This is a genomic window from Variovorax sp. GW821-FHT09A10 (assembly GCF_059418385.1).
Genome location: NZ_JBWKPT010000010.1, coordinates 15402 through 42059, shown reverse-complemented (window position 1 = coordinate 42059; position 26658 = coordinate 15402). Strand labels below are relative to the sequence as shown.

The window sequence follows — 26658 nt, the reverse complement described above, 5'->3', positions numbered from 1 at the left end:
GGTGAAATAAAAGTCCGAAATCGAGGAAATATAGACGCCATATTTCTTGGCCGTCTCCCTACCATCGAACCCTTCTGTTCTTCAAGACAAGGTACATCCCATGTGCGGCATCGTCGGCGCAGCCTCCCATCGCGACATCGTTCCGGTCCTGGTCCAGGGCCTTCAGCGGCTCGAATACCGCGGCTATGACTCCTGCGGCGTCGCGGTGCATGCCGGCGGCCTGAGCCGCGCACGCACCACCTCGCGCGTGGCCGACCTGCTGACGCAGGTGCGCGACGACAAGGTCGAAGGCCTCACCGGCATCGCCCACACCCGCTGGGCCACCCACGGCGCACCGGCCGTGCACAACGCCCACCCCCACTTCAGCCACGGCGTCGGCGCCGACGCGCCCGCCGCGCGCCCGGGCCGCATCGCGCTCGTGCACAACGGCATCATCGAGAACCACGAGCCGCTGCGCGCCGCGCTCGAGGCCAAGGGCTACGTGTTCGAGAGCCAGACCGACACCGAGGTCATCGCCCACCTCGTCGACAGCCTCTACAACGGCGACCTGTTCGAGGCCGTCAAGGCCGCCGTGCTGCAGCTGCACGGCGCCTACGCCATCGCCGTCATCTGCCGCGACGAACCGCAGCGCGTGATCGGCGCGCGCGCCGGCTCGCCGCTGATCCTGGGCGCTGGCAAGGACGGCACCGAGAACTTCCTGGCCAGCGACGCGATGGCGCTGGCCGGCGTGACCGACCAGATCGTGTACCTCGAAGAAGGCGACGTGGTCGACCTGCAGCCCGGCAAGTACTGGATCGTCGACAAGAACCACAAGCCCGTCACGCGCACCGTGCGCACCGTGCACGCCCACAGCGGCGCGGCCGAGCTGGGCCCGTACCGCCACTACATGCAGAAGGAAATCTTCGAGCAGCCGCGCGCCATCGGCGACACGCTCGAAGGCGTCGAGGGCATCGTGCCCGAGCTGTTCGACGGCATCGGCCAGGACGGCGCCACCGGCGCGAGCGCGCACCGCGTGTTCCAGGACATCGACAAGATCCTCATCCTGGCCTGCGGCACCAGCTACTACAGCGGCTGCACCGCCAAATACTGGCTCGAGAGCATCGCGAAGATCTCCACCCAGGTCGAAATCGCCAGCGAGTACCGCTACCGCGACTCCGTGCCCGACCCCAAGACGCTGGTCGTCACCATCAGCCAGTCGGGCGAAACCGCCGACACGCTGGCCGCGCTCAAGCACGCACGCTCGCTGGGCATGGAGCAGACCCTGACCATCTGCAACGTCGCCACCAGCGCCATGGTGCGCGAGTGCAAGCTGGCCTACATCACGCGCGCCGGCGTCGAAATCGGCGTGGCCTCGACCAAGGCCTTCACCACCCAGCTCGCGGGCCTGTTCCTGCTCACGCTGGCCATCGCGCAGTCCAAGAACCGCCTGAGCGCGCTCGACGAGGCGCGCTACCTGAAGGAAATGCGCCACCTGCCGGTCGCGCTGCAGTCGGTGCTCGCGCTCGAGCCGCAGATCATCGGCTGGGCCGAAGACTTCGCGCGCAAGGACAACGCCCTGTTCCTGGGCCGCGGCCTGCACTACCCGATCGCGCTCGAAGGCGCGCTCAAGCTCAAGGAAGTGACCTACATCCACGCCGAGGCCTACGCCGCCGGCGAACTCAAGCACGGCCCGCTCGCGCTCGTCACGAGCGAGATGCCCGTGGTGGCCGTGGCGCCGAACGACGCCCTGCTCGAAAAGCTCAAAAGCAACCTGCAGGAAGTGCGCGCGCGCGGCGGCGTGCTCTACGTGCTGGCCGACGGCGACACGCAGATCGCCAGCGGCGAAGGCCTGCATGTGATCCGCATGCCCGAGCACTACGGCGCGCTGTCGCCGCTGCTGCATGTGGTGCCGCTGCAGCTGCTGGCGTATCACACGGCGTGCGCGCGCGGGACCGACGTGGACAAGCCGCGGAACCTCGCGAAAAGCGTGACGGTGGAGTGAGCGTGCGTGGGTGGCGCGATCCTGATGATCGCGCCAAATAAAGTCTTGAACGCGCAAATGGCGTCGTAAATACTTTGAATTTGTTGATTTCCGTTTACGAGTAATCCACTCCTCCATGCGAACAACGGCCGCAAAAAATTGCGGCCGGTCAGTTCGCGACGGACAGGTGGATCAAACGTCCACGGAAATCAATAGGGAGCGATCCGACGAGCTGGATCTTTTCCAGCGCTGTCGTCGAATGCAACTCACAGAGGCGAAAGCACCCAAGGGCTGCGCTCATCGGTCATGAGATCTTCGGCAATACCGATGATTCCGCCCAGCGTCATATTCTGACCTGCCCAGCTGGCCCGGCCAATGATGTAGCTCTTTGCAAATTGCGGCCAGGACGAAAAATTCGAGCGCAATTCTTTGTCTGCATGCGAAAGAATGTGATCGAATTCGGCCTGCTCGATGTATTTGCAGTCCAATGACATTCTTGCAACCGTGACGAGGCGACCCAGATCCCAGGCAAGGATGCCGGCGCCGTAATCCTTGGGAAGGTACGAGCCATTGACTTTGTCTTCGAGAAGACGAAAAACGGATCGCAGGTTCTCCAGCATCTCCATCGCCTGCGCCAAAGCCGAGAAAACGAGATCTTTTTCCTTGCTCGACCCCTGCGCGGCAATCTGCTCGCGCACCGTTTCCGGGGAGCCGTACCGCCCACTGGCGATCAAGGCCTCGAGAACCTCCTGGCGCTCGTCTCCTGAAGCACCATCGCTGTAAATACGAAAAACAATGTCGTAAAAAAAGCGATGGCCATGGCGACCGAGTGACGCCAGGGTTTCAGCAGCCTCCTGGGGCGAGCGTATGCCCCAGTGCGAGCCAAGTCCCTCGGAGAGAGTTTCGTCAGACAGCCCCGTTGCGTAGCTGTCGCAATACGCCATGATCTGTTCGGAGTTGATGAGCCCCGCTTGAAGTGCGCGCTGCGCGACCGGACCCACTGCCGCCCCATCGGGGCAATTTCTGTATTTCTTGCCAGAAACTATCTGGAATAACTTCTTCAAGAAACCCATGGGTCAGATTTGCTTGAAGGTGGCATTGACGGCGCGGTGCTTGAGCGCATTCACGAGAACTTCAAAATCTGAATCCTTCACCATGTGAATGGCATCGAACTCGTGCTTCTTGGGTGCCATCGACGGCGTGCTGATTTCTATTGTTTTCTCCGCACTCGATGTGGAGGTTTCCGGAATGTCCGTGATGGTGACTTGCTTGATGGCGTCATAGCCCACGGTGGTCAGTACGCCCGAGAATTTCTTGACGGTCGTGAAAGACATGCCCTTTTCATCAAGAACAATGCTGGCGCCCTGGCTGTTGGCTGCGCGCTTCTTGAAAAGAGTTCCCACCGTAAGGTACGTGACATACGCCCCGATCAACATGAGAATGCCATTGGCCACACCGGTCGGCAGGTGAAGCCGAAGGGTTCCTATTTTCAGATCGGCAATCGGATAGAAAATGGCGGCAATGATGATTGCCGGGCCAATCAGGCCGAAAACGTACTCGAGAATCGAGTATTCCATCTTGTAATTGATGGTGTGCATGTAGCATTTTTCCTTATAGTTGATTTGGCCGGGCGATCGCCCGATAGGTAGTCGGTCCTGCAAAATTCCTCCAACCCCCGGACTAATGTAACAAATCGCGTCTTGGCGCCGACAGCCTGCTGTACCTTCAATGCGCCTGCACAGGCTTCGCATCCCACCCATGTCGAACGCGAGACAGGAACGCCCACGATGAGAAAGCCATCCATTGGCCGCATGGCCTTTGCCAGAACGCGTGTCCGCGCAGCGCTGGACCGTGGTCGAAGTCTTCACGCCCCCTCGGTTGATCGATGACAGCGGGACGATCCGTGCGCACTGCGTGCATCGCGATGGCGGTGAGCGCACTTCTGGCTGCGTGCGGTTCACACGATTCCCAGCCGCCCGGGCGAATGCCACCGGCGCCTGCTGCCCCCGCCACAGTGATGCTGCCGCCCATCGCGTACGGGCATGACCAGGGCCGCCAGATGTCTGAAGCCGATGACGCGTGCGGCGTGCCGGGCCCGCTGCGTCAGGCCGTGCAAGACCAGTTGAAGGCGCGGTATGAGGTTGTGCGCCCCGTGCCGGGTCCCGGCAGGGTGGCCGCCCTTGTGCTGAAGATCGACATCATGGACATCGTGACCATCAGCGCCGGCGGCCCCACGATCGTGGTCATCCATGCGGTGCTTGAACGACCGGGATTGCCCCCTGCGCAATTCAAGGCCCTGCGCCAGGTGCACACCCCCTACGCGGATATCACGGCGGAGGCGACCGAATGCAGCGCCATGGACGCCGTGATTCACGGGTTGGGCGTGGACATTGCGACATGGATGCGCAAGCCAGTGGACGGGGTGTCTATGGTGAACGGAGAGTGAGCCCCGTCGCGTTCATTCGCGCGTGATCTGAGCTGCCGGGTCTGACTGGATGGCCGTGCGATCCGGCGTTGCGGTAGTTCGCTGGCGTGGATGGCGATCGTGTCAGCTGTTGATCCTGGCGTTGGTGAACTCGAGCTGCTCGAAGCAGCTGCCGGTGAAGTCCACGCGCTCGCCGGTCAGCGCGTCGCCGCGCAGGGAGGTGCCCGTGCCATCGAGCACCTGCACGTTGTCCCAGCGACTGCCATGGAAGGTCAGGTCGTCCCACGTGCAGTGCGTGAACCGGGTGTCGATGAAGCTGCTCTGATCGAATCGGCTGGCGCTGAAGCTGCAGTGGGAGAAGGTGCAGCCGCTGATCGCGATGGACTGGAAATCGCAGCGCGTGAAGGTGCATCCGACGAAGGTGCAGCCGGTCCATCCGGCCTGCCGGAAGGTGGTGTCCGAGAAGCGCGTGCCGGAAAAACTGCTGCTCGCGAACTGGGCCAGGTTCAGGTCCAGGCCCGCATAGGCCAGGCTGTCGGCCTGGCCGACCAGCCCCGCAGGGGCGCCGCCGGCACCTTGGCGCCAGAGGTCGTGGTCGGTGATGATCTGTTGTGAACTCATGAGGAGGCAGGCGCAAGCCGAGCGACCATCGTCGTTGCCGGCCGGCTGGCCTGCCGGTCAGTACCGGAAATAGAAGGTCCCATATTCACCCGGATCCTCCGGCTTTCGCTGCGCCTTGGCCGACCGCACGAAGTCGATGTTCGCGGGGTTCGGCAGTCCCAGGGCCTGGCCGACCTTCTCGGTCAGGCGCGCGAACGGCATCCACTTGCGCGTGAGGCTGAAGGTCATCAAGCCGAAGAAGGCGTAGGAAATCGGTGCGCCGTAGGGAAACCCGAAAGCGATCATGTCCAGGCCGCTGGTCAGTCCGAGGACCGCGAGGCACACGCCCGCAAGGACGGCAAGCCACAGCGTCACGCCGATGAACCACCACTTGGCCGCATTGCGGATGTGCGTGCGCCGGCTCCTGGAACAGTGCGGATACAGCGCAATGGTGCGGTCCGATGGACGTGCCATCCCCATGGCCTCGTAGTGCTGACCTGTCCACTGCGCCGCCACCCGCACCTCGTCGCCTTCCTTGAAGGGGCTGCGCCACAGCCACCCTGTGACTTGCTGGCCGTCGAGCTCGAACTCGACATGGTCCGCGTCCTCTTCCAGGCTTGTTGCGCTCGCCGCCGTGGAGACCGCCTGACCGCTGAGCCCGACCGCCGCGGCCGCGACGGCCACCACGCCCAGCTTGGACTTGTCGCTGTCGTCGAAGACAAAGCTCGCGCCCGCCCGCGTGCTGCGGTAGTTGCGAATGACACCGTTCAGTGTCACCAGGCCGGAGGCTACCGGTGTCGCCGTACTTTCGCTCATTGGAATCCCATCTCCACCAGGGCCTCTTGCAATTTCTTGTCCTGCTCGTCCGCGCTCTTGTAGCCTTCGTTCCGGCGCTCTTTTCCAAACGCCGAATGGTCGAGCCACACCTGCAGCGCATCGGGCGTGACCCACCAGATTACCAACTGAATGGCGAACAGTCCCACAGTGATCCAGCCGCCCAGCGCCATGCCGACGATGCGCAGGCCCACGAACGCCGCAGCGCGCGCGCCCACTGCACGCACGGCCGCGCCCACGGCAGCCTCGCCCGCCAGCCGGCTCACCAGCGGCGCCGAGTACGTGAACGCCACGGCGAGCGTGAGAACCCCCGAGGCAATGCCCGCGGTGCCCTTGGTCAGGTACAGGAACGCAAGCATCCGATACCCGCGATCCGCATTCTTCTTGCCATCGACAAGATCGAAGGCGCCGGTGACGATGCCGGCGGCGCTGCTGAGCACGCCGCCCCACAGCTTCAGGTGCTGGTAGCTCCAGCTGCTGCTCCCCATGCTCGGCAGGTTCTTGGCCACTGTCGCTGCGATGTCGAACATGGCGCTGGTGATCGACATGCCCGACGCCAGCAGGGTGCAGTAGGTCTTGGTGTCGCCTTTGGTCTGGCACTCCGCCAGCAGCTTGGCGAAGTTGACCCCCTCGATCAGCGCGACCACCAGCGCGAGCCGCGCATCCTTGATCGCACTCACGCTTTCCGCGCTGCCGCTGCCCCTGAATCGCCCCCATTCGGCCCTCAGGTGCTCGGCCTGGGCGCTGCGTATCTCGGGCGTGCCTGCGGCCATGAAAGCGCGGGCCGTTCGCACACGCTGGAGCAACTGCCCTCGCAAGAGCGCCTCATTCTTCGCCTGGCTGATGATCAGGTTGGTCGAATCGGCCGGATTGACGAAGGCCCGGATGCTGAAGATGTGCTGGATGATCTTTTCGGAGACGAAGTCCGCCAGCTTGTCGATCCGGAAGGCCTTGAAGACGGCATCGCCGACGCTGATGGCCAGCCGGTCCGTTCCCCGCATCCTGACGGGCTGGAGTCGGGTGCCGAAGGCGTGGTTTCCCCCCTTGGGGTTCGTCGGGGTCGGCGCCGCGCCGGCCTTCGTGTTGGCATCGAAGACACCCTGCGCCTTCTTGTAGGTGTCCGCGAAGGCCTTGAGGCTCTTGGCGGTGTAGTTGGTCCACGCCAGGGCCGAGGCCAGGGTTTGTTCGTCCTTGTGCTTCCTGACCTCGACAAGGACCTCGTCGAGTTCCTTGCGAACGTCCTCCTGGTTCAACGCCAGGGCACGCCACAGCAGGTTCTCCTCGGTGGTCGCCTTGCCTTCGTTGATCCACGCGTTGATCTTGTCGGCACCCGTCTGGCAAGCGCCCATGCCGAAGATCGCCTCGCTGACGGCGGCATCGAACAGGAGCCCGTCCTCGATGTTCTGGCAGCTGAAGTCGTTCAGCATGTCGACCAGGAGCGGTGCCTCCAGCCATTGCACGAGTGGGCGGGTCCGCCTTTCGCACAGTGCGACCGAGTCGTTCTGGAATTTCTGGAGATTCTTCGTGAAGGCGTTGAGCGCCGGATAGTCGATGCGTTCAGCGTACTTCGGCCAGGCTTCTGCGGCGGCACGCCTGCCCAGGGCCTGGCCCACGGCGGGCGCCGCGGCCGTGATCTGCTTGTCCACCGAGCGCAGGAAGTCCAGCTGGTTCTGGATGCTCTGGCGCTCGCTGTCGTAGATGGAGCCATCGTCGCTCCAGGTGGGAGGCAGGCGCTCCTGCCGCTTCTCCAGCGCCCGGATCTGCTCCTTGATTTCGTTGTCGCCCTCGACCCCGCGGCGCACCTGTTCCTCGGCCTGTGTCTGCGCCCGGGTTTCCAGGGACTTCTGCAACCCCGCGTAGATGAAGGTGAGCGAGATCTGCTGGGCCCGTTCGGCTTCGTACCGCTTGATCCAGCCTGCCGCGTCGTTGCGGTAGCCGCTGAGCTCGTGTGCGATGCCCATGGCGTCCCACAGCGCCAGGACATGGGGCTGCCCGGGCTTGCCCCCCTCGAGCTTGGCGCGCCCCTGCATGTGCTGGACCGTGGAGTCCGCCATCTGCATGCGCAGCGCCCACGGATAGCGCGTGCTCATCTGCTCCAGCGAAGCCGTCTCGAAAGTGCCGTCCTCCCTGGTGAAGCTTTCGATGGCCGTGTTGTAGGGCAGCCTGGCGGTGTTGAAGCGGCCGGAGTACTCCAGCACGTCCTCCAGCGAGGCCCGGGTGGCGATGGCGCCGTGGCTGTGCTTGGCCCCTTCGACCATCGCCGCGGGATGCAGCGTCTGCATGCGCTTGTCGCGCAGCTTCTTGCTGGCGGTGTAGTCCTCGAGCGTCTCGTCGCTCCACTTGTGCTCGCTGAAAGCGATCCATGCCGTGCCGCACTTGTGGGTCTGCTCGATGACGAAGTAGTGCTTGTGGGCGGGGTTGCTCTGGAGGTTGCACTCCTTGCGCTCGGGCGGCGGCGTGTGTGCCGCCTTGGGGCTGGGCTGCAGCGACAGGCCGCCATCGGCGTGCACCATGTAGCACTCCCAGTAGTTCCGCCCGCGCGCATGGTGGTCGTAGAAGAGATAGATGTAGCCGCTGCGCACCGTGCGCAAGGCGTACTCGAAGTCATCGCCCAGGGCGACGCTTTTGATTCGGTCGCCTCCCGCCCAACCGGGCAGGGTGGGCTGGATGCCCTTGCCTTTGGGCACGACGGTGTAGCGCACCGGCAGGATGGGCAGCCCGGAGGGCTTGCATTGGGCACAGGTGCCGGGGACAACTTCTGACATGGGTGATCAATGGGTTGAAGTGGGGGCCCGCCATGGCGTTGCGGCCAGATGTTCAGGCTCGTCGCCGACCGGTACCGCGTTCACGCGGAGATCGGTCGCGATCTGCTGCCACTGCGCTTCGTCGAGGTCGGCCACCAGGCCGCTGAAATAGTCTTCCGGCGCTCGCTCGTCGAGCCGCTGGGTCACCCACGGGTGGCGGTCGAAGCGGGGGTGAACCGTCAAGGCGAGCCGTGCAAAGAGCGCCTGGTCGTTCGTGTCGTCGAAACCCCGCAGTGCGGCGCGCTTCACCGCCGCCACGGCCACCTGCGCATGCAGGCGGATCGAGGTGTCGGCAGGCATGGACGACCAGTCCCTCAACGCCTGATTGGCCGCGCTGGTCGCGTCGACGGTGGTCCATTGCTGCGGCGTCAGTTCGAGCCCGTGGGCCGAGGCTGCCGCGGCAGGGCGGCGAATCATCTCGATCTGGCCGAGCGGGTCCAGCAGGTATGCCGCCTCGATCGGCCCCAGCAACGCCGTCTGCTGCTGTGCGGACAGTTCGGGCCAGAGCAGCCACAGCACGGCAGGGTCGTGCAGCCGAAGCCAGACCTGCGCGTGGGTGAGCGCGTGTCGCTGGAGCATGGCCCGCCCCAGATGGGCACCCACTTCCGACGCAGGGGCCGGGGTGACCAGCCAGGCGCCGATCCGTCGTCCGCGGCCGTGGCTCAGCGACTCGCGGTCGCAATCGGCCTGCGCCTCATCCAGCGTGTACGCCAGCATCCGGGCATGCGATTCGTCGTTCGGGCGCAGCGTCAGCAGTTGCGGCACGACACTGGGATCGATCCGCGGATGCGCCATGGCAATGGAGACAGGCGCCTGCGCATCGTCCGCCGGCCAGGATGGGTCTTCGGCGGGGGGGCGCAGCGCGGGGTCCAGCAGGACCATGCATCCCTGCGCGCCCAGGGTCGACAGAACCGACGCCCGGTCCAGGGCATCGGCGTGGGCAGGCGAGGTCGCCGTCTTGGATGTCATCGGCACCTCAACCCAGGATCACGGTGGCCGCCTGCGAGGCCGACGCACCTTGCGCTGCAACGGCGCACCCCTTGTACCTGGACTCGGGAAGATGGCCCTCGGCATTCACGCTGTGGGGGCCGACAAGCGAGTGGCTTGCCGCATGTTCACGCCACACGCCGCTGGTCCCGCTCACGATGCCCGAGGCGTTCCAACGCGTATAGCTGGTCCCGCCATTGATCACGATCTCTTCCTTGGCGGTGATCGTGATGCGTTGGGCCTCCATCTTGATGTTCAGCCTGGCCAGCACGTTGATGCTGTCCTTCAGCGCCTGGAGGTCGATGTCCGCGTTGGCGGCGATCAGCCGCATCCCCTGTTCGACGGCCGCGATGCGTACCGCCTCCTTGGCGCTCACCAGCAGGCTCTTGCCTGCCGCGACGCTCGTGTGGCCTGCGCTCGTGGTGGCGATGTGTTCGGTGGCCGCGATGTGCGTGGAGCCCGCCGTGGTGGCCTCGATGCCCGCCGGGCTGGCGATCGTCAGATGCGGAGCCTGGAACTCCGGGAACTGGCCTTGCGCCTTGTTGCCCGGGCCGGTGCCCTTGACCTCGTCGTTCTGCTTCTTCAGTTCCTTGGTGACCGCGTCCGAGTCCCCGCCCTCGTGCGCCTTGGCCTGCATCGCCGCCTCGCTCAGGCCCTCGTGCAGGTCCCTGGCGGCCGTGAGCCGGGCCACGGTCTCGCCCATGTCCGTCAGGTGGGCGTCCGCGTTGGGCCGGGCCTCCGTCGTGAGGAGCAGACCGCTGGCGGCCCGGATGGCGCCATGTCCGTCCGTTCTCAGCTCCGCCCCTTGTCCCCCCTGGTGCTTGCGCCCCAGGGTGCTGTCGATGCGCACGATATGCCCCAGGCTCAGTTCGCTGGCTTGCTCGTCGCTGCGCAGCTTGGCCTGGATCTGCTTGTCGGTGTCGTCCAGGATCAGGTGATTGCTTCTGCCTCCCGGCTGATTGCCCCCGTCGCCCTGCAGCTCGCGGCTGCGGATGCCCGTCAGGCTCTTCTGGCTGGGCACGGTCCACGGCGGCATGTGGGCCTCGTTGTAGACCACGCCGGTGACCAGGGGATGGTCCGCGTTGCCGTCCAGGCACTGCACGATGACCTCCGAGCCCACCCGGGGCCAGGAGACCATGCCCGTCTCGCCCCCGGCCCAACCGCTGGACACCCGCACCCGGGCGCTGTACCTGGCTTCGCGGTCCCAGTGGTACTGGATCAGGATGCGGCCGTACTCGTCGATGTCCAGCGCGCCCATGCCGCCGTCGCCCACCACGGTGGCGGTCTGCGGGGCCAGCACGCGCAGCGGCTGGCTGTTCAAGCCCAGGCCGGGCCGCCAGGGGACCGCGCGCCGGCTGGCCACGAAGCTGTTGCGGTACTCGGACTTGCTGTCCGTCTGGAGGTAGTTGTTGGCGGCCACATGCCGGGCTTCGACGACCAGGTACTGGTTGTCTTCGACCGGGCTGCCCTCGCAGCTGAAGTGGTCGGTGAGCTCGAACCAGCGCCCGGACTGGATGCCGTGGTGGTTGCCTTCGGCCTCCTGGCGCTTGGCCCCGGCCTCGATCTCTTCCATGCGCAGGCGCACGAAGGCATCGCCACCCGTGTTTTCCTTGCGGAAGCCGTAGGCCCCGGCGTAGGCGTGCACGTCCAGGCTGGGGACCTCTCCCTGGCGGTTGAGCGTGGGCACCTGGGCGTGGCGAGGCGTGGGACTCTTGAAGTTGAAGGCGCTGGCCGAAAACGTGCCGGAGGCGATCTCGCGCACGGGGGAGAAGGCCTGGATGCCTTCTTCCTCGGCCGGCCCGCCCTTCGCCTGGAAGCGCACGCGGGGAGAGCTTGCGTCGACAGGCTTGCACTGCGTGGTGGTGTCGTCGGTGAGGACCAGGGTGTGGCCGTCCCGGGCGTGCTCCCAGTGGTAGCTGTAGCCGGCCTGCTCCCAGCGGCGATGAAGGTAACTGTGGTCGCTCTCGCCCCAGCCGGCGCCTTGCACGGCCATGGTGACGAGCGGATCGTCGCCGCGCACGCACCATTCCCAGCGGGGCAGGGGGCTGTGGTCCTCGAGCACCGTGGCCGTGATCTGCCGCAGGCTGTGGTCACGAAACACCCGGTTGTTGATGCGCAGCGTGGTGAACCACAGCCAGGGGCGCAGCACGGCCCGGTAGGTGGCAACGCCGGCGTCCGAGCCGGCCAGTTCGAACTCGAAGACATGGCCGGTGAACCAGCGCAGCGAGCCATCGGGGCGCACCAGCGACACGGCCAGCAGCTTGCCCAGCATGTCCTTGAGGGCGATGCCCGCGCTGTCGGCCAGAAGGGTCAGCGTGTACTTGAAGTCGCGGGACAGGCCCTCTTCGGCTTCCAGGCGCTCGATGACGATCGTGGGGGTGCTGCTGCGGCCGTAGGCATCGGTGGCGCCCGGCACATCGTCGTGGGGGAAGCTCAGCCTGAGTAGACGTTGCCCCTGGCTGTACGGAGACGAGAAGACATTGGCGACGCTGCCCATGGTGTTGTCCGGCGTTGATCACGTTCATGGACAACCTCGGCCCGATCAGGCTCCCGCCCTGCCAGGCAATGGCGTGCGGCTTTGTGATGTCCTCCCCGTGCCGCAGGATCTGCGTGCACAAATGCAATCGTACACGTGCACATTGGTCACAATTGCCGCTTGTTGAAGCGATGTGTACCTGTCGTATCGAAACATTTCCCGGCATTGCAATGGCGCTTCTTTTTCTAATGAAAAAGTGTTGATCGCCTGCAAGATTTCGCGAGATTGCAAGGTGTGCCGGGCTGCATCGCAACGCGCCGCTTCATGGACAAACGGTAATGAAGCGCAAGCCTTTCCCGCTTCCACCTGGGCTAGCATTTGCGTTGCAGGCCCCCGCATCCCAGGGGGCGCAACGTGAGCACAACCGCACCGCCATCCATGGGTATTTCTTGCCGTGGCCGCACCGACTGACGTGCTCGGCCCCACCGTCATCTGGCACTGCCTCATCGTCGAGGACGATGCCGACAACGCGCGCTACATCGCCGAAGGCTTCCGCTCGCTCGGCCATGTGGCGGTGATCAGCCGCGACGGTGCGGATGCGTTCGCGCGCGCCACGGGCGAGACGTGGGACCTCGTCATCCTCGACCGCATGCTGCCCAACGACGTGGACGGCCTGTCGATCCTCACCACGATGCGCGCGCTCGGCAAGAAGACGCCGGTGCTGGTGCTCAGCGCATTGAACGCGCTCGACGAGCGCGTGCGCGGGCTCAAGGCCGGCGGCGACGACTACCTGGCCAAGCCCTTTGCCTTCTCCGAACTCGCGGCGCGCGCCGAAGCGCTGGTGCGCCGCTCGCGCAGCGGGCCCGAGATCCGCACGCTGCAGCTGGCCGACCTCACGCTCGACCTGGCGCGCCGCCACGTGGAGCGCGGCGGCCGGCCCATCGCGCTGCAGCCGCGCGAGTTCAGGCTGCTGGCCTACCTCATGATGCATCCGGGCCAGGTGGTCACGCGCACCATGCTGCTCGAGGCCGTGTGGGACTACCAGTTCGACCCGCAGACCAACGTGATCGACGTGCAGGTGAGCCGCCTGCGCGGCAAGCTCGATGCGGGCGGCGCGCCGACGCTGATCCACACCGTGCGCGGCGTGGGCTACACGCTGGCCGCGCCGCAATGACCCGGGCCCTGCGCCAGCTGTGGCGCTCGGTCGGCTTCCGGCTCGCCTTCTACTACGGCCTGCTCGTGGCCATCACGATGCTGGCCGCGCTGGCCATCGTCTACATGCAGACCGTCGGCGTGCTGCAGCAACGCATGGTGCGGCAGGTGGCCGCCAGCGTGCAGCAACTGGTGGTGCGCTACGAAGCGCGCGGCGCCGAGGGCGTGGCGGGCGAGATCGCCCATGCGCTTTCCGACGGCCGCAACTCCGACAACGAGATCTACCTGCTCACCGACCGCGACGGAAACAAGCGCGCGGGCAACCTCGACCAGATGCCCTCGCTGGCGCCCGACGCGGGCGACGGCGTGCACCGCCGCGTGGTGCGCGCGGGCCAGACCGTCATCGCCTACCTCGTGATGCGCCCGCTGCCCGACGGCGGCATGCTCGTGGTGGGGCACGACCTGCGCGACCAGGAGTCGATCGAATCATTGGTGGCGAGCGCCAGCGCGGCGGCGGGCATCGTGGCGGTGCTGCTGCTCATCGGCGGCACCTTCGTCTTCCGCCAGGAGCTGGAGCGCAGCGTGGGCGCGGTGCGGCGCACGGCCGCGCGCATCGCGGCGGGCGAGCTGCAGGAGCGCGTGGCGCCTTCGGGCCAGGAGGACGAGTTCGCGCTGCTGGAGGGCGACATCAACGCGATGCTCGACCGCATCCAGTCGCTGATGGACGGCGTGCGCCATGTGTCCAACACCATCGCGCACGACCTGCGCACGCCGCTCACGCGCGTGCTGGTGCGCCTGCGCGCGGTGGAGGCGGGGCTCGGCGACGCCCACCATCCGCAGCGCGAGCCCGTGGCCACGGCCATCCGCGAACTCGAGGAGCTGGCGGTGATGTTCGAGAAGCTGCTGCAGATCGCCGAGGTCGAGGCCGGTGCGCGGCGCCAGCAGTTCGCGCCGGTGGCGCTGCACGTCATCGCCGACGACGTGGCGGAGCTGTACGAGGCGGTGGCCGAGGTGCGGGGCATCGCGCTGCTGCGCGAGCCGGCCGACCGCGCCATCGCGCTGGGCGACCGCGACCTGCTCGCGGGCGCGGCGGCCAACCTGCTCGACAACGCGCTGAAGTACGGCGGGGCCGGCGCCACGGTGCGCATCGGCACGCACACGGTCGACGGGCGTGCGCAGCTGTTCGTGCAGGACGACGGTCCTGGCATTCCGAGCGCCGAGTACGAGCGACTGGGCGTGCGCTTCCATCGGCTGGACCACAGCACGCCGGGTCACGGCCTGGGGCTCGCGAGCGTGCAGGCGGTGGTGGCGCTGCACGGCGGGCGCCTGCAGTTCGGCGATGCCCGACCGGGCCTGCGCGCCTGCATCGACCTGCCGACGGCGGACGCCTGAGCGGCGCCTTCTTCGTCTCCTCGCGCCTCGAACATTGCCGAATGGCAATGCTTTGTTCATACACACCGCCGCGCTGAATTCCTAGGATCGCTGACGCACATCGTGTGCCGATCAACGCAGTTCCAGGAGACATCAACGGTGAGAATCAAGAGTCAGAGAGACTTCTGCTCGGGCGTGCTTTTCAGCGCCTTCGGCGTGGCCTTCGCATGGGGCGCCACGACCTACAACGTGGGCACCGGCGCCCGCATGGGCCCCGGCTACTTTCCGCTCATCGTGGGCATCCTCATCGCCTTCATGGGCGTGCTGATCACGTTCAAGGCCCTCACGGTCGAGACCGACGACGGCGAGCCCGTGGGCCGCATCGCATGGAAGCCGCTGCTGTTCATCATCGGCGCCAACCTGATCTTCGGCGTGCTGCTCGGGGGCCTGCCGAGCATCGGCCTGCCGTCGATGGGGCTCATCGTCGCGATCTATGCGCTGACCTTCATCGCGAGCCTGGCGGGCGACAGCTTCGGCTGGAAGGGCGTGACCCTGCTGGCGACCGTGCTCGCGCTCGGCAGCTACCTGGCCTTCGTGGTGGCGCTGAAGCTGCAGTTCCAGGTGTGGCCCACCTTCATCGCCGGCTGACCCGCGCAGAACAACAAGAAATCCAAGAGAACAATGGACCTGATTACCAACCTCTCGATCGGCTTCGGCGTGGCCTTCACCGCGCAGAACCTTGTCTATGCCTTCGTCGGCTGCCTGCTGGGCACGCTGATCGGCGTGCTGCCGGGCATCGGCCCCGTCGCCACCATCGCGATGCTGCTGCCCGCCACCTACGCGCTGCCGCCCGTGTCGGCGCTCATCATGCTGGCCGGCATCTACTACGGCGCGCAGTACGGCGGCTCGACCACCGCCATTCTGGTCAACCTGCCAGGTGAATCGTCGTCGGTGGTGACCGTGATCGATGGCTACCAGATGGCGCGCAAGGGGAGGGCCGGACCAGCGCTCGCTGCGGCGGGCTTGGGCTCGTTCTTCGCAGGCTGCGTCGGCACGCTGATCCTTGCGGCCTTCGCGCCGCCGCTGACGGAGCTGGCCTTCAAGTTCGGCCCGGCCGAATACTTCTCGCTGATGATCCTGGGCCTGATCGGCGCCGTGGTGCTGGCCTCGGGCTCGCTGCTCAAGGCCATCACGATGATCCTGCTCGGTCTGGCGCTGGGCCTCGTGGGCACCGACGTCAACTCGGGCGTGGCGCGCTACAGCTTCGACATCCCTGAACTCACCGACGGCATCGGCTTCATCGCGATCGCGATGGGCGTGTTCGGCTACGGCGAGATCATCGCCAACCTGGCCGTGCCCGAACATGAGCGCGAGGTGTTCACCGCCAAGGTCAAGGGCCTGTGGCCCACCAAGGAAGACTTCCGGCGCATGACGCCCGCCGTGCTGCGCGGCACGGCGCTGGGCTCGGCGCTGGGCATCCTGCCGGGCGGCGGCGCGCTGCTGTCGGCCTTCGCGGCCTACACGATCGAGAAGCGCATCAAGCTCAAGCAGGGCGAGGTGCCCTTCGGCAAGGGCAACATCCGCGGCGTGGCGGGACCGGAGTCGGCCAACAACGCCGGCGCGCAGACCTCGTTCATTCCGCTGCTGACGCTGGGCATCCCGCCCAACGCCGTGATGGCGCTGATGGTGGGCGCGATGACCATCCACAACATCCAGCCGGGTCCGCAGGTGATGACCAGCAACCCCGAACTCTTCTGGGGCCTGATCGCCTCGATGTGGATCGGCAACCTGATGCTCATCGTGCTGAACCTGCCGATGATCGGCATCTGGATCAAGCTGCTGACCATTCCCTACAAGTGGCTCTTTCCGTCGATCGTGCTGTTCTGCGCGGTGGGCGTGTACTCGGAGAACAACAACACCTTCGACGTGTGGATGGTCGCCATCTTCGGCATCGTGGGCTACCTGTTCCTCAAGCTCAAGTGCGAGCCCGCGCCGCTGCTGCTGGGCTTCATCCTCGGGCCGATGATGGAAGAGAACCTGCGCCGCGCCCTGCTGCTGTCGCGCGGCGACTGGAGCGTGTTCGTCATGCGCCCGCTGTCGGCGGGGCTGCTGGCTGCCGCGGCGCTGCTGCTCATCGTGGTGCTGCTGCCTTCGGTGAAGGCCAAGCGCGAAGAGGCTTTCGTCGAGGAGTGACGCGGCGCGTCACCCGCCGAACAGGCGCCGCATCCATCCCATCTTGACCTGCCCCGCGGCGCCGCCTTGCTGCACCGCCTTGCGCACCTGCGCATGCACGAGGACTTCGGCCGATGAATCGGTGGTGTGCAGGTGCGCCTTCACAGTCGGCACGTACGCGCCGTCTTCATGGCGGATGTGGTTGAACAGCCAGCGCGAGAGCATGTCGTGCAGTTCGGCCAGCACCTCTTCGCCGTGCTCGAAGCGCGTGCGGAATTCGGTGACGCGGCGCACGAAGATCTCGTGCACCTTCCGGTGCGGGCCGGTGAAGGGGTAGCCCGCGTCCTCGATCATGGCCTCCTCGAACGCGAAGTGCGAGGCGGTGTAGTCGATGGTCTCCTCGATGATCCGGCCCACGACCTGGCGGTCGTTGGTGCGCCGGGCGTCGTCCAGCGCATTGATGTACTGCACGATGCGCTGGTGCTGCGTGTCGATCTCATGGATCCCCGTATTGAGCTCGGTCTTCCATACAAGGTGGGCCATGGTCTTCAGAACTTTGCAGGTGGATGTAAAAGTCCAGTATCGGCAGCCGAAAGCGGCGCGCGGTTGATCTGAATCAAGCGCGTCGGTGCGGTGAAAGAGAAAGAAAGACAATCGGCCCGTGACGCCCGCCGAAGATCCCCCACAGAACCCGCCCGCTGCCGTGGAGCCCCGGCCGTTGCCGGTGGTCGTGCGCTGGCTGCTGATGGTCTTTGCCGTGCTGTGCCTGGTGCTGGCCGCCATCGGTGTGGTCGCGCCGGGCATGCCGACCACGGTCTTCGTGCTGATGGCCGCCTGGGCTGCGGCGCGCAGCTCGCCGCGGCTGCACCGCTGGCTGCTCAACCACCGGCTCTTCGGTCCACTGCTGCGCAACTGGGAAAACGGCCGCACCGTGAGCCGCCGCGCCAAGTGGAGCGCCACCGCGGCGATGGCGTTCTGCGCGGTCGTCATCGGGTTCACCGCGCACAAGCCGTGGCTCGCGGGCGTGGCCATCGGCTCGATGGCGGTCGTGCTGGCGTGGCTGTGGCGGCGGCCGGAGCCGCAGGGCTGATCCGGGGCTGATCCGGCGCGCCGCTATCGGCCGACGGGGGCGCTGCGCGCCAGCGGCAACGTCAGCAGCGCACTCACCAGTTCGGCCTGCCGCGTGGTGCCCGTCTTCTCCATTGCCCGTTGCAGGTGCGATCGCACGGTCGGCAGCGCGATGCGGCTGCGCTGCGCGATTTCCTTGAGCGCGAACCCCGAGGCGATCTGCACCGCGACCTTGGCCTCGGCCGGCGTCAGGCCGAAGCACTCGGCGACGATGAAGGCGTCCAGCGGCGCCTTCGAGGCCTGCGGGGCGTGCAGCAGGATCAGCGCGCACGACTGCTGGCCGAACATGCCCATCGTCTGCGTGGCGTCCATGCGCGTGACGAAGGCCAGGATGCGGGCGCCGTCCCTGCGGCGCAGGACCACCGCCTCTCGCCTGGCTTCACCGCCGTTGCCGCCGAGCTGCATCGCGTCGATGCCGTGCGCGAGCCGCTCCTGGTTCTCGGGGTGATGGCAATGCAGGAAGCCGTGGCGCTCGCTCACCACATCCTGGCTGTTCAGCCAGGCCTGTGCCAACGGGTTGACGTGCCGGATGCGCCGGGCCTCGTCCACCAGGAGCATCGGGTGCGCGAACTGGTCGAGCAGGTGCCGCGCCACGCCCAGCTCGACGAAGGCCGCGCGGATGTGCTGCACGTTCCGCAGCGCCTCGCCCAGGTGATGCCGGACCTGGTCGATCACCGGCAGGTCGGCGGGCCCGATGGGCGCGCTGCCGTGGCCGCGCATGATGCCCAGCAGGTAGAGCGCATCGTCGCTGTCGAGGATCTTCGTGGCCGACAGGTAGCGACCGCCGTGCGGGATCAGGAAGTCCTGATAGAAGGGGCTCGCGGCCACGTACCGCGCATCGAAGTGCTCGTGGCAGTGCATCCACCGGCCGACCGGGGTGGCCAGGGTGGGTGCCATGCGCGGGTTGATCGAATGGAAGAAGCGGATGTAGTCCAGCGCCGCCTGCGGCGTCGCGGGGCCGCCTTCGCCGCTGAAGATCAGCGCGCCGCTGCGCTTGTCCACGCCGATGACCTGGACCGCCCACAGGTCCAGCTGCGCGGCGAGGCTGGACAGCGGCTGCTGCCAGTCGAGCCGGCCGGCCGCCGCAGCATACAGGTCGGAGATGAGCGGGTCGGAGAGCATGCGGCGCCTCAGGGCGACCCGTGCGCGAAGGTGCGCGCCGGCAGCGACAGCAGCACGCGCACCAGGTCCGACTGGCGGTTCACGTCGGCCTTGAGCATCACCTGCGCGACCTGGGTGCGCACCGTGGCCAGCGCCTTGCCGCTGCGCTGCGCGATCTCCTTGATGTTGCTGCCGCCCGCGAGCTGCGCCGCCACGCGCGATTCGGCGGGCGTGAGCTTGAAGCACTCCGCGAGGATGAACGGGTCGAGCCCCTGCGCGCGTTGCGCGGGGCCGTGCAGGATGACCAGCGCGCGGGCGCCGAGGCCGAAGGCGCCCATCGCCTGGTCGGGCCGCACGGCGCTCACGAAGGCCAGCCACGGTTCGCCCGAGGCGCCTTTCAACGGCACCACGCCGCGCCGCAGCGAGGGCGGTGTTTCGGCTTCGGACAGCTGCAGCGCGTAGATCGCTTCGGTCAGCGCCTCGTTCTCCCCCTTGCCCAGGCCCGCCAGGAAGCCGCCGCGCTCCGCGACCACCCGGCCTTCGCGCAACAGCTTGGCCGCCGCGCTGTTGCGATGGCGGATGCCGCGCGTTTCGTCGACCAGCAGCATGGGGTAGCCGAACTGGTTCAACAGCTCGCGCGCCATGCCGAGCTCGGCGTAGGCCTCGCGCACATGCACGAGGTTGTGCATGGCCTCGGCGAAGTGGAAGCGGAACTGCTCGAAGACCTTCATCTCGCCGCTGTGCAGCGGGTGGCTGCCGTGGCCGCGCATCATGGCCAGCAGGAACACGACCTCGTCGTTGTCGATGAGCACCGTGCCCGAGGCGTACCGGCCGCCGTGGGGAATGAGGAAGTCCTGGTAGAACGGGTCGTGCGCCACGTAGCGGTCGTCGAAGTGCTCGTGGCAGTGCAGCCATTGGCCGGGGGGCGTGGCCAGCGCCATGCCGACGCGCGGATCGAGGGCGTTGTACTGCCGGAAGTAGTCCAGCGCGGTCTGCGGCGTGGAACAGCCGCCGTGCACGCTGAACATCAGGTGGCCCTGCCGCTTGTCCACGCCCATGATCTGGATGGTCCACAGGTCGAGGTAGCGCGCCACATGGGCCAGGGTGGTCGACCAGTGGGCCCGTCCGCTCGCGGCGGCATAGATCTCGGAAACCAGCGCATCGATCACGTCATCCTCCCTGTGCAAGCCTGCAAGGGATGGAATCCGAAAGGCGCGGGTCCGTCATCCCATGAACCCGGGACGTGCGATCTGCGTCGGATCGTTCCGGGGCGCCTGCGTCGCGCAGTGCCAGCGGCATGGTCGGCGCGCCTGGCGCGCCGCGCATCATGCAAACGAATGATGCGCCTGGGATGCGGTCTCCGCTAGGGCTTGCGCCGCCGGGGGCTCAGCCCTTCGCCAGCTCCGCGCAGACCGCCGGGTTCCAGTGGAAGCTGCGTGCCTTGTAGTCGGTGTCGAAGATTACCTTGTAGCGGCAGCTCGTGGCGCCGCCACCCGAGCGGAAGTGAAAGACGTAGTCCCACTCGCGCACGGCCGCCATGCCTTCGTCGAAGTGGGGGCGGCCGATCAGCGCGTACAGCTGGTCCTTGGTGGCGCCGGGGCCGATGGCGCGCAGGTTCTCGCGGTTCGGAAAGCTGCCTTCGGTCTGCCAGGTCTGCTGCTGGTCGGCGCCGGGCCAGACGAGTTCGGCGGCCTTGCCGTCGCTGTCGATGCCGCGGCTCACGTAGGAGGTGCAGCCGGTGATCGAGAGCAATGCCAGCAGCGCGGCGATGGGCAGAAAAAAGGTGCGTGTCATGAAAGAAGAATCCCTGTGGCCTGGAGCGATGGCAGTGCGGTGATTCATGCGGCTCACCACTGGAAGCCCGCACCGGCCGAGACGCCGACGTTGCCGCGCGAGTTGGCCGAGCCGGTGAACTTCATCACCCACTTGCCGTTGTCCGAGATGCTCGAGAAGCCGACCGCGAGCGCGCTCTGGCCCTCGTAGCCGGCGATGCCGGCCGCGATCATGTTCTTGCCCGGCATGTAGGCCTGCGGCATGCCGGCCATGGCCATCGCACCGGCGGTGCCGGCGTTGGCGTCGCGCTGGTTCAGGCGGATGGCGTCGCGCCACTGCGCGCCCTGGGCGTTGAGCTGGTTGACGTTGACCGCATCCGTGCCGGCCACGCCGGGCGCCACGTTGGACACCGTGGTGCCGTTGGGCGCCTGTCCGTTGCCCAGCACGATCTGGTTGTGGTTCACGCTGCCGTCCACGTTGGTCACGTAGTTGACCGCGCCGGCCTGCACGGCCTGCAGCTGGCGCACGTTGACCGCGTCGGTGGCCTGCGTGCCGCCCGCCACGTTGGTGATCTGCCGTTCGCCGCCCGCGCTGCCGACCGAGACCGCGCCCTGCGTGGAGCCCACGGCGACGTTCGAGAAGCGCTCCTGCTGGCCGCCCATGCCCGCGCGGTCGGCGGTGGCGCCGGCCCCCAACGCCACACCGTTGACGGCGCTCGCTGTCGCGCCCGTGCCGATGGCGACGGCCGAGGCGGCCGATGCGGTGCTCTGGCGGCCCACGGCCACGGCCGACTCGGCGCCCGCGGTGGCGCGGTCGCCCACGGCCACGGCGCTGTCGGCCAGCGCCTGCGTGTTCGCGCCCAGCGCGGCGGCGTTGATGCCGTCGGCAATCGCCTTGTCGCCGGCCGCCAGGCTGCTCTTCTTGCGCGCCTGCGTGTTGGCGCCGAGCGCGGTCGAATTGATGTCGCTCGCGGTGGCGCGGTCGCCCACTGCGACGCTGCTGGTGGCCACGGCCGTGCTGTTGGCGCCGATGGCCGTGGCGTTGGTGCCGAAGGCCTGGGCCACGTTGCCCACGGCCGTGCTGCTGACGCCCGCGGCCACGGTGGTGGAGCCGATGGCGGTGGCGTAGGTTTCGGTGGCGCGTGCGTCGGAGCCCGCCGCCACGCTGCCGAAGCCGGTGGCCTTGGCAGCCGTGCCGCCGAGCAGCAATGCGTCGCCGCCGAGGTTGCCGCTCACCATCCCTTGCAAGGCCGCGGCATCGGGGCCGCCGTTCACGGGGTCGGTCGGCACACCGGTGATGAGCGCGAAGCCGCCGCTGCCGTTGGGCACCTGGCAGGCCCACGTGGGACCGGCGCCGCCCGAGCTGCAGACCGCGCCCGAGCCGGTGGTGTAGCTGGCGCCGCCCAGGTTCACGTCGGCCCAGGCCGACGGGCCGGCAAGGCCGGCGGCCAGTGCGAGCACGGCGCCCGCGATGCCTCTGGTTTTCTTCTTGTGGACGAATGCGACGCGCGCACCGCCTCCCACGTGCTGGATGACGTGTTCCATGGTTCTCTCTGCTCCCTGAGATGGCGCCTGATGGCGCGCTTGATGTGTGACGCTTCGACTGTATGAACCGCAGGGCGCGTGAACCTAGGACCTAATTCACAATAAATGTGAACGACCCGAAAGCAATTGTTGCTTTCCATCGCGCATTCACACTTCAGGAGCCCGCATGAAACCCCAGCCCATCGAGCACGCCGCCGCCTCCGACGAGGTCCGCGCGGTGTTCGACGACATCAAGGCGTCGCGCAACGTGCCCGACGTCAACAACTTCTGGAAGTACCTGGCCAACGACCCGGCCACGCTCAAGCGCACCTGGGCCAGCCTCAAGGAGGTGATGGCGCCGGGCGCGCTCGACCCGGTGGTCAAGGAAATGATCTACCTCGCGGTGAGCGTCACCAACAACTGCGGCTATTGCATCGCGAGCCACCACGCGGGCGCGGAAAAGGCCGGCATGACGCCGGCCATGTTCGCCGAGCTGATGGCCGTGGTCGGCATGGCGAACGAGACGAACCGGCTGGTCAACGGCTACCGCGTGCCGATCGATCCCGCGTTCGATAAGTAAGCCTGCTCACCCGATCGTCATCAGGCTCGCATTGCCGCCGGCCGCGGCGGTGTTGACGCTCAGCGCGCGCTCCAGCACCAGGCTTTCGAGCGGAATGCCGGCGTCGCCGGGCGCGAAGCCGCGCACGCCGACGAGGGGGCCGGGCCGCGCCGCCACCTGCTGCAGCACGCCGGCGAGGTGGCCGGCGTCGCCGTGGTGCAGCACGGCATCGAAGACCACGGTGGGCGCGCGCCAGTCGTTGGCGAGTACGACCGCGTGGCGTGCCTCGTCGGGCAGCGCGGCCAGCAGCGCGTGCGCGCCGGGCGCATCGGCCGGCCAGATGGCGGTGCTGCCGACCGACAGCACAGCCGCCAGCTGCACGAGCCGGTCGGCTTCCGCGTCGGCGAGGCACAGCACGGCCTCGCGCGGCTGCAGCGTGTAGACGTTGCGCTCGCCGGTCGGGCCGGCCAGCGTGCGCGCGCGGCCGACGTGCGCGAGGCCGGCGAAGCGGCGGCATTGCGCGGCCAGGGCGTCGCGGCCCGTGTCGCGCGCCCAGCCTTCGAGCGCCGCGAGGCCGGCCGATGGTGAGACGGGTGCGTCGTCCGCCACGGCGCGCGCCAGCACGTCGTCGGGCCGCGCCGACAGCAGGCGCGCCATGTACAGCGGCCCGCCGGCCTTCGGCCCGGTGCCCGACAGCCCTTCGCCGCCGAAGGGCTGCACGCCCACCACGGCGCCGACCATGTTGCGGTTCACGTAGACGTTGCCGGCCTGCGCCTGCGCCACCACCTGCGCAATGGTCTCGTCGATGCGCGTGTGCACGCCCAGCGTGAGGCCGTAGCCGCTGCCGTTGATCTGGCCGATGAGCGCGCCCAGGTCGCGGCGGCGGTAGCGCAGCAGGTGCAGCACGGGGCCGAACACCTCGCGCTGCAGCTCGCCCAGGTGTTCCAGTTCGACCAGCGTGGGCAGCACGAAGGTGCCGTGGCGCGTGTCGTGGCCGAACTCGCGGCCCTGGCGGAACACGCGCCGGCCGCGCCCGCGCATGCCGGCGATGTGGCGCTCGATGCCGTCGCGCGCCTCGTCGTCGATGACGGGGCCCACGTCCACCGCGAGCCGCGCGGGGTTGCCGATGCAGCTCTCGGCCATCGCGCCCTGCAGCATCGCCACGAGGCGGTCGGCCGCTTCTTCCTGCACGCACAGCACGCGCAGCGCCGAGCAGCGCTGGCCCGCGCTGTCGAAGGCCGAGGCCATCACGTCGGCCACCACCTGCTCCACGAGCGCGGACGAGTCGACGATCATCGCGTTCTGCCCGCCGGTCTCGGCGATCAGCGGCACCGGCGCGCCGTGCGCACCGAGGCGCGTCGACAGCGTCTTCTGCAGCAGGCGCGCGACCTCGGTCGAACCCGTGAACATCACGCCCTGCACGCGCGCGTCGCCGACCAGCGCGGCGCCGACGGTCTCGCCGCGCCCCGGCAGCAGCTGCACCGCCGCGCGCGGTACGCCGGCCTCCCACAGCACGCGCACCGCTTCGGCGGCGACCAGAGGCGTCTGCTCGGCCGGCTTGGCCAGCACGGGGTTGCCGGCCGCGAGCGCGGCGGCCACCTGGCCGGTGAAGATCGCGAGCGGAAAGTTCCATGGGCTGATGCACACCACCGGCCCGAGCGGGCGGTGCGTGGCGTTGGTGAAGTCGGTGCGCGCCTGCGCCGCGTAGTAGCGCAGGAAGTCGACCGCCTCGCGCACCTCGGCGATGGCGTTGGCGCCGCTCTTGCCGGCCTCGCGCATCAAGAGGCCGAGCAGGCGCGGCTGCTGCGCTTCGAGCGATGCGGCAGCGCGCTCGAGCGCGGCGGCGCGTTCGGCGGGCGGCGTGGCGGCCCACGCGGTGGCGACGGCTTCGGCCTGCGCAATGGCCGAGGCCACGTCGCCCGGCACCGCGTCCTGCACCTGGCCGACGAGGTCGCGGCGGTCGGCGGGGTTGCGCACCTCGGCCCAGGTGCGACGGGCTTCGTCTTCGGCGCGTGGCGCGGCGAGCATCGGCGTCGCGCGCCAGGGCTCGCTCGCGCTGGCCTGCAGCGTGGCGGCGAGCGCATGCAGCGTGGCTTCGCTCGCGAGGTCCAGGCCCTGCGAGTTGGTGCGCTGCGCGCCGTAGAGCGCGGCCGGCAGCGGAATGGCCGCGTGCGGCAGGCCCATCGCGCCTTCCTGCGCGGCCATGCGCTCGACGGTCGCGACCGGGTCTTCCACCAGCGTGTCGAGCGGAATCGACGCATCGGCGATGCGGTTCACGAACGAGGTGTTGGCGCCGTTCTCCAGCAGCCGCCTCACCAGGTAGGCCAGCAGCGTCTCGTGCGTGCCCACCGGCGCGTAGATGCGGCAGGGCCGCCCGAGCGGGCCCACCACCTGCTCGTACAGCGGCTCGCCCATGCCGTGCAGGCACTGGAATTCGTACTGGCCCGGCGTGTAGCGCGACGGGTCGGCCATCGTGTAGATCGCGGCCAACGTGTGGGCGTTGTGCGTGGCGAACTGCGGGTACACCGCGTCGGGCGCATCGAGCAGGCGGCGCGCGCACGCGAGGTACGACACGTCGGTGTAGGCCTTGCGCGTGTAGACCGGGTAGCCCGCGAGCCCGTCGAGCTGCGCGCGTTTGATCTCGCTGTCCCAGTAGGCGCCCTTCACGAGGCGCACCATGAGCCGGTGGCCGCTGCGGCGCGCGAGGTCGATCACCCAGTCGATCACGAAGGGGCAGCGCTTCTGGTAGCCCTGCACCACGAAGCCGATGCCCTGCCAGCCCGCCAGCGCGGGCTCGAAGCACAGGCGCTCCAGCAGGTCGAGCGAGAGCTCGAGCCGGTCGGCTTCTTCGGCGTCGATGTTCAGGCCGATGTCGTAGTGCAGCGCCAGCAGCGCCAGGTCGCGCAGCACCGGGTACAGCTCGGCCATCACGCGCGTGTACTGCGCGCGGCTGTAGCGCGGGTGCAGCGCCGACAGCTTGATCGAGATGCCCGGCCCGCCGTACACGCCGCGCCCGTTCGAGGCGCGGCCGATGGCGTGGATCGCGTCTTCGTAGGCCGCGCGGTAGCGGCGCGCGTCGTCGGCCGTGAGCGCGGCCTCGCCGAGCATGTCGTACGAATAGCGAAAGCCCTGCGCCTCGCGCGTGCGCGCATGCGCCAGCGCCTGGGCGATGGTTTCGCCGGTGACGAACTGCTCGCCCATCATGCGCATCGCCATGTCCACGCCCTTGCGGATCAGCGGCTCGCCGCCCTTGCCGATCAGCCGCGTGAGCGTGGCCGACAGGCCCGTCTCGCTGTGCGTGGCCACCAGCCTGCCCGTGAGCAGCAGGCCCCAGGTCGCGGCGTTGACGAACACCGAGGGGCTGTGCCCCGCGTGCGCCTGCCACTGGCCCTGCGCGATCTTGTCGCGGATGAGCGCGTCGCGCGTGTCGGCGTCGGGGATGCGCAGCAGCGCCTCGGCCAGGCACATCAGCGCCACGCCTTCCTGCGACGACAGCGCGTACTCCTGCAGCAGGCCCTGCACCAGGCCGGAGCGACCGCCGCCGTTTTTGCGCTGGCGCAGCTGGTGGGCGATGCGATGGGCCAGGGCGTGGGCTTCGGCGGCCTGGTCGGCCGGCAGCCGGGCTTGCGCGAGCAGCGGCTGAAGCGCCTCGGATTCGGGCGGCCGGCAGGCGGCCGTGATGCGGGTGCGCAGCGCGGACGGCGCGGCCGGGCCGTCGGCGAAGGTGACGAAGGTCGAGGGCAGAGGGGCGGGATCGTTGGCGCTCATGGTGCGTCGGTGGTGGTGATGTGTT

The 26658-nt window shown here is 67.9% G+C and carries 21 protein-coding genes; 8 read left to right on the top strand and 13 right to left on the bottom strand.

Annotation, left to right across the window (positions count from 1 at the left end):
- The first annotated feature begins 100 nt into the window (after positions 1–100).
- Positions 101–1981 carry a glutamine--fructose-6-phosphate transaminase (isomerizing) gene (gene glmS, locus AC07Q9_RS27015; protein WP_062481190.1) on the top strand — a complete coding sequence of 627 codons (1881 nt, stop codon included), beginning with the start codon at positions 101–103 and terminating at the stop codon, positions 1979–1981.
- Between the two features lie 245 nt (positions 1982–2226).
- On the opposite strand, the gene AC07Q9_RS27010 is transcribed toward glmS, so the two are convergent.
- Positions 2227–3033, bottom strand: a complete 807-nt coding sequence (locus AC07Q9_RS27010; RefSeq protein WP_495312422.1) for a DUF1266 domain-containing protein — start codon at positions 3031–3033, stop codon at positions 2227–2229.
- Between the two features lie 3 nt (positions 3034–3036).
- Entirely contained in the window at positions 3037–3558 is a 522-nt protein-coding gene (locus AC07Q9_RS27005) for a hypothetical protein (protein ID WP_489059222.1), read from the bottom strand.
- 419 nt (positions 3559–3977) lie between these two features.
- On the opposite strand from AC07Q9_RS27005, the gene AC07Q9_RS27000 reads away from it, so the two are divergent.
- The gene (locus AC07Q9_RS27000) at positions 3978–4406 is read left to right on the top strand and encodes a hypothetical protein (RefSeq protein ID WP_495312421.1); all 429 of its coding nucleotides are present in this window, start codon (positions 3978–3980) and stop codon (positions 4404–4406) included.
- A 102-nt stretch (positions 4407–4508) separates the two neighbouring features.
- On the opposite strand, the gene AC07Q9_RS26995 is transcribed toward AC07Q9_RS27000, so the two are convergent.
- The 5 genes from AC07Q9_RS26995 to AC07Q9_RS26975 are packed head-to-tail and all read right to left on the bottom strand — an operon-like array spanning position 4509 to position 12107.
- The gene (locus tag AC07Q9_RS26995) at positions 4509–5006 is read right to left on the bottom strand and encodes a pentapeptide repeat-containing protein (RefSeq protein WP_495312420.1); all 498 of its coding nucleotides are present in this window, start codon (positions 5004–5006) and stop codon (positions 4509–4511) included.
- 57 nt (positions 5007–5063) lie between these two features.
- On the bottom strand, positions 5064–5801 hold the full coding sequence (locus tag AC07Q9_RS26990) for a putative type VI secretion system effector (RefSeq protein ID WP_489059219.1): 738 nt from the start codon (positions 5799–5801) through the stop codon (positions 5064–5066).
- A complete protein-coding gene (locus AC07Q9_RS26985; RefSeq protein WP_495312419.1) occupies positions 5798–8584 on the bottom strand; it encodes a T6SS effector BTH_I2691 family protein in 2787 nt (928 codons plus the stop codon). Before AC07Q9_RS26985 ends, AC07Q9_RS26990 begins: the two co-directional genes overlap by 4 nt.
- 6 nt (positions 8585–8590) lie before the next feature.
- The gene (locus tag AC07Q9_RS26980; RefSeq protein WP_495312418.1) at positions 8591–9592 is read right to left on the bottom strand and encodes a DUF4123 domain-containing protein; all 1002 of its coding nucleotides are present in this window, start codon (positions 9590–9592) and stop codon (positions 8591–8593) included.
- Positions 9593–9599: 7 nt separating this feature from the next.
- Entirely contained in the window at positions 9600–12107 is a 2508-nt protein-coding gene (locus AC07Q9_RS26975; protein WP_495312417.1) for a type VI secretion system Vgr family protein, read from the bottom strand.
- 469 nt (positions 12108–12576) lie between these two features.
- Here AC07Q9_RS26975 and AC07Q9_RS26970 point away from each other — a divergent pair, with 469 nt between their 5' ends.
- The 4 genes from AC07Q9_RS26970 to AC07Q9_RS26955 all read left to right on the top strand — a co-directional run bounded on the left by AC07Q9_RS26970 (position 12577) and on the right by AC07Q9_RS26955 (position 16802).
- Complete coding sequence (locus AC07Q9_RS26970; protein WP_495312511.1) at positions 12577–13260, top strand: response regulator transcription factor; 684 nt, start codon at positions 12577–12579, stop codon at positions 13258–13260.
- Positions 13257–14630, top strand: coding sequence for a sensor histidine kinase (locus AC07Q9_RS26965; protein WP_492679351.1), 1374 nt, complete (start codon positions 13257–13259; stop codon positions 14628–14630). The genes AC07Q9_RS26970 and AC07Q9_RS26965 overlap by 4 nt, the downstream gene beginning before the upstream one ends.
- Before the next feature lie 138 nt (positions 14631–14768).
- Positions 14769–15257: a tripartite tricarboxylate transporter TctB family protein gene (locus AC07Q9_RS26960; protein ID WP_139705330.1), complete on the top strand. Its 489-nt coding sequence runs from the start codon at positions 14769–14771 to the stop codon at positions 15255–15257.
- A 33-nt stretch (positions 15258–15290) separates the two neighbouring features.
- Positions 15291–16802 carry a tripartite tricarboxylate transporter permease gene (locus AC07Q9_RS26955; protein WP_070060062.1) on the top strand — a complete coding sequence of 504 codons (1512 nt, stop codon included), beginning with the start codon at positions 15291–15293 and terminating at the stop codon, positions 16800–16802.
- A 9-nt stretch (positions 16803–16811) separates the two neighbouring features.
- Here AC07Q9_RS26955 and AC07Q9_RS26950 read toward each other — a convergent pair whose 3' ends face one another.
- Entirely contained in the window at positions 16812–17324 is a 513-nt protein-coding gene (locus AC07Q9_RS26950) for a bacteriohemerythrin (protein WP_095743662.1), read from the bottom strand.
- A 118-nt stretch (positions 17325–17442) separates the two neighbouring features.
- On the opposite strand from AC07Q9_RS26950, the gene AC07Q9_RS26945 reads away from it, so the two are divergent.
- Positions 17443–17871 carry a YbaN family protein gene (locus AC07Q9_RS26945; protein ID WP_495312416.1) on the top strand — a complete coding sequence of 143 codons (429 nt, stop codon included), beginning with the start codon at positions 17443–17445 and terminating at the stop codon, positions 17869–17871.
- A gap of 23 nt (positions 17872–17894) precedes the next feature.
- Here the strand turns inward: AC07Q9_RS26945 and AC07Q9_RS26940 are convergent, their stop codons facing one another.
- The 4 genes from AC07Q9_RS26940 to AC07Q9_RS26925 all read right to left on the bottom strand — a co-directional run bounded on the left by AC07Q9_RS26940 (position 17895) and on the right by AC07Q9_RS26925 (position 22327).
- A complete protein-coding gene (locus tag AC07Q9_RS26940) occupies positions 17895–19031 on the bottom strand; it encodes a helix-turn-helix transcriptional regulator (protein WP_495312415.1) in 1137 nt (378 codons plus the stop codon).
- A gap of 8 nt (positions 19032–19039) precedes the next feature.
- Positions 19040–20179 (bottom strand): helix-turn-helix transcriptional regulator, encoded by a 1140-nt coding sequence (locus tag AC07Q9_RS26935; RefSeq protein WP_495312414.1) that lies wholly within the window; start codon positions 20177–20179, stop codon positions 19040–19042.
- Between the two features lie 217 nt (positions 20180–20396).
- Complete coding sequence (locus tag AC07Q9_RS26930) at positions 20397–20804, bottom strand: outer membrane protein assembly factor BamE (protein ID WP_495312413.1); 408 nt, start codon at positions 20802–20804, stop codon at positions 20397–20399.
- 53 nt (positions 20805–20857) lie between these two features.
- A complete protein-coding gene (locus tag AC07Q9_RS26925) occupies positions 20858–22327 on the bottom strand; it encodes a YadA family autotransporter adhesin (protein ID WP_495312412.1) in 1470 nt (489 codons plus the stop codon).
- Between the two features lie 166 nt (positions 22328–22493).
- Between AC07Q9_RS26925 and AC07Q9_RS26920 the strand changes: the two genes are divergently transcribed.
- A complete protein-coding gene (locus AC07Q9_RS26920) occupies positions 22494–22886 on the top strand; it encodes a carboxymuconolactone decarboxylase family protein (protein WP_062481171.1) in 393 nt (130 codons plus the stop codon).
- A 6-nt stretch (positions 22887–22892) separates the two neighbouring features.
- On the opposite strand, the gene putA is transcribed toward AC07Q9_RS26920, so the two are convergent.
- Complete coding sequence (gene putA / locus AC07Q9_RS26915) at positions 22893–26633, bottom strand: trifunctional transcriptional regulator/proline dehydrogenase/L-glutamate gamma-semialdehyde dehydrogenase (RefSeq protein WP_495312411.1); 3741 nt, start codon at positions 26631–26633, stop codon at positions 22893–22895.
- Positions 26634–26658: the final 25 nt, after the last annotated feature.

Bases quoted from the DNA above. Each gene is read 5' to 3' on its own strand.
- glmS (WP_062481190.1), top strand. From the start codon at position 101: ATGTGCGGCATCGTCGGCGCAGCCTCCCATCGCGACATCGTTCCGGTC.
- AC07Q9_RS27010 (WP_495312422.1), bottom strand. From the start codon at position 3,033: ATGGGTTTCTTGAAGAAGTTATTCCAGATAGTTTCTGGCAAGAAATAC.
- AC07Q9_RS27005 (WP_489059222.1), bottom strand. From the start codon at position 3,558: ATGCACACCATCAATTACAAGATGGAATACTCGATTCTCGAGTACGTT.
- AC07Q9_RS27000 (WP_495312421.1), top strand. From the start codon at position 3,978: ATGCTGCCGCCCATCGCGTACGGGCATGACCAGGGCCGCCAGATGTCT.
- AC07Q9_RS26995 (WP_495312420.1), bottom strand. From the start codon at position 5,006: ATGAGTTCACAACAGATCATCACCGACCACGACCTCTGGCGCCAAGGT.
- AC07Q9_RS26990 (WP_489059219.1), bottom strand. From the start codon at position 5,801: ATGAGCGAAAGTACGGCGACACCGGTAGCCTCCGGCCTGGTGACACTG.
- AC07Q9_RS26985 (WP_495312419.1), bottom strand. From the start codon at position 8,584: ATGTCAGAAGTTGTCCCCGGCACCTGTGCCCAATGCAAGCCCTCCGGG.
- AC07Q9_RS26980 (WP_495312418.1), bottom strand. From the start codon at position 9,592: ATGACATCCAAGACGGCGACCTCGCCTGCCCACGCCGATGCCCTGGAC.
- AC07Q9_RS26975 (WP_495312417.1), bottom strand. From the start codon at position 12,107: ATGGGCAGCGTCGCCAATGTCTTCTCGTCTCCGTACAGCCAGGGGCAA.
- AC07Q9_RS26965 (WP_492679351.1), top strand. From the start codon at position 13,257: ATGACCCGGGCCCTGCGCCAGCTGTGGCGCTCGGTCGGCTTCCGGCTC.
- AC07Q9_RS26955 (WP_070060062.1), top strand. From the start codon at position 15,291: ATGGACCTGATTACCAACCTCTCGATCGGCTTCGGCGTGGCCTTCACC.
- AC07Q9_RS26950 (WP_095743662.1), bottom strand. From the start codon at position 17,324: ATGGCCCACCTTGTATGGAAGACCGAGCTCAATACGGGGATCCATGAG.
- AC07Q9_RS26940 (WP_495312415.1), bottom strand. From the start codon at position 19,031: ATGCTCTCCGACCCGCTCATCTCCGACCTGTATGCTGCGGCGGCCGGC.
- AC07Q9_RS26930 (WP_495312413.1), bottom strand. From the start codon at position 20,804: ATGACACGCACCTTTTTTCTGCCCATCGCCGCGCTGCTGGCATTGCTC.
- AC07Q9_RS26925 (WP_495312412.1), bottom strand. From the start codon at position 22,327: ATGGAACACGTCATCCAGCACGTGGGAGGCGGTGCGCGCGTCGCATTC.
- AC07Q9_RS26920 (WP_062481171.1), top strand. From the start codon at position 22,494: ATGAAACCCCAGCCCATCGAGCACGCCGCCGCCTCCGACGAGGTCCGC.
- putA (WP_495312411.1), bottom strand. From the start codon at position 26,633: ATGAGCGCCAACGATCCCGCCCCTCTGCCCTCGACCTTCGTCACCTTC.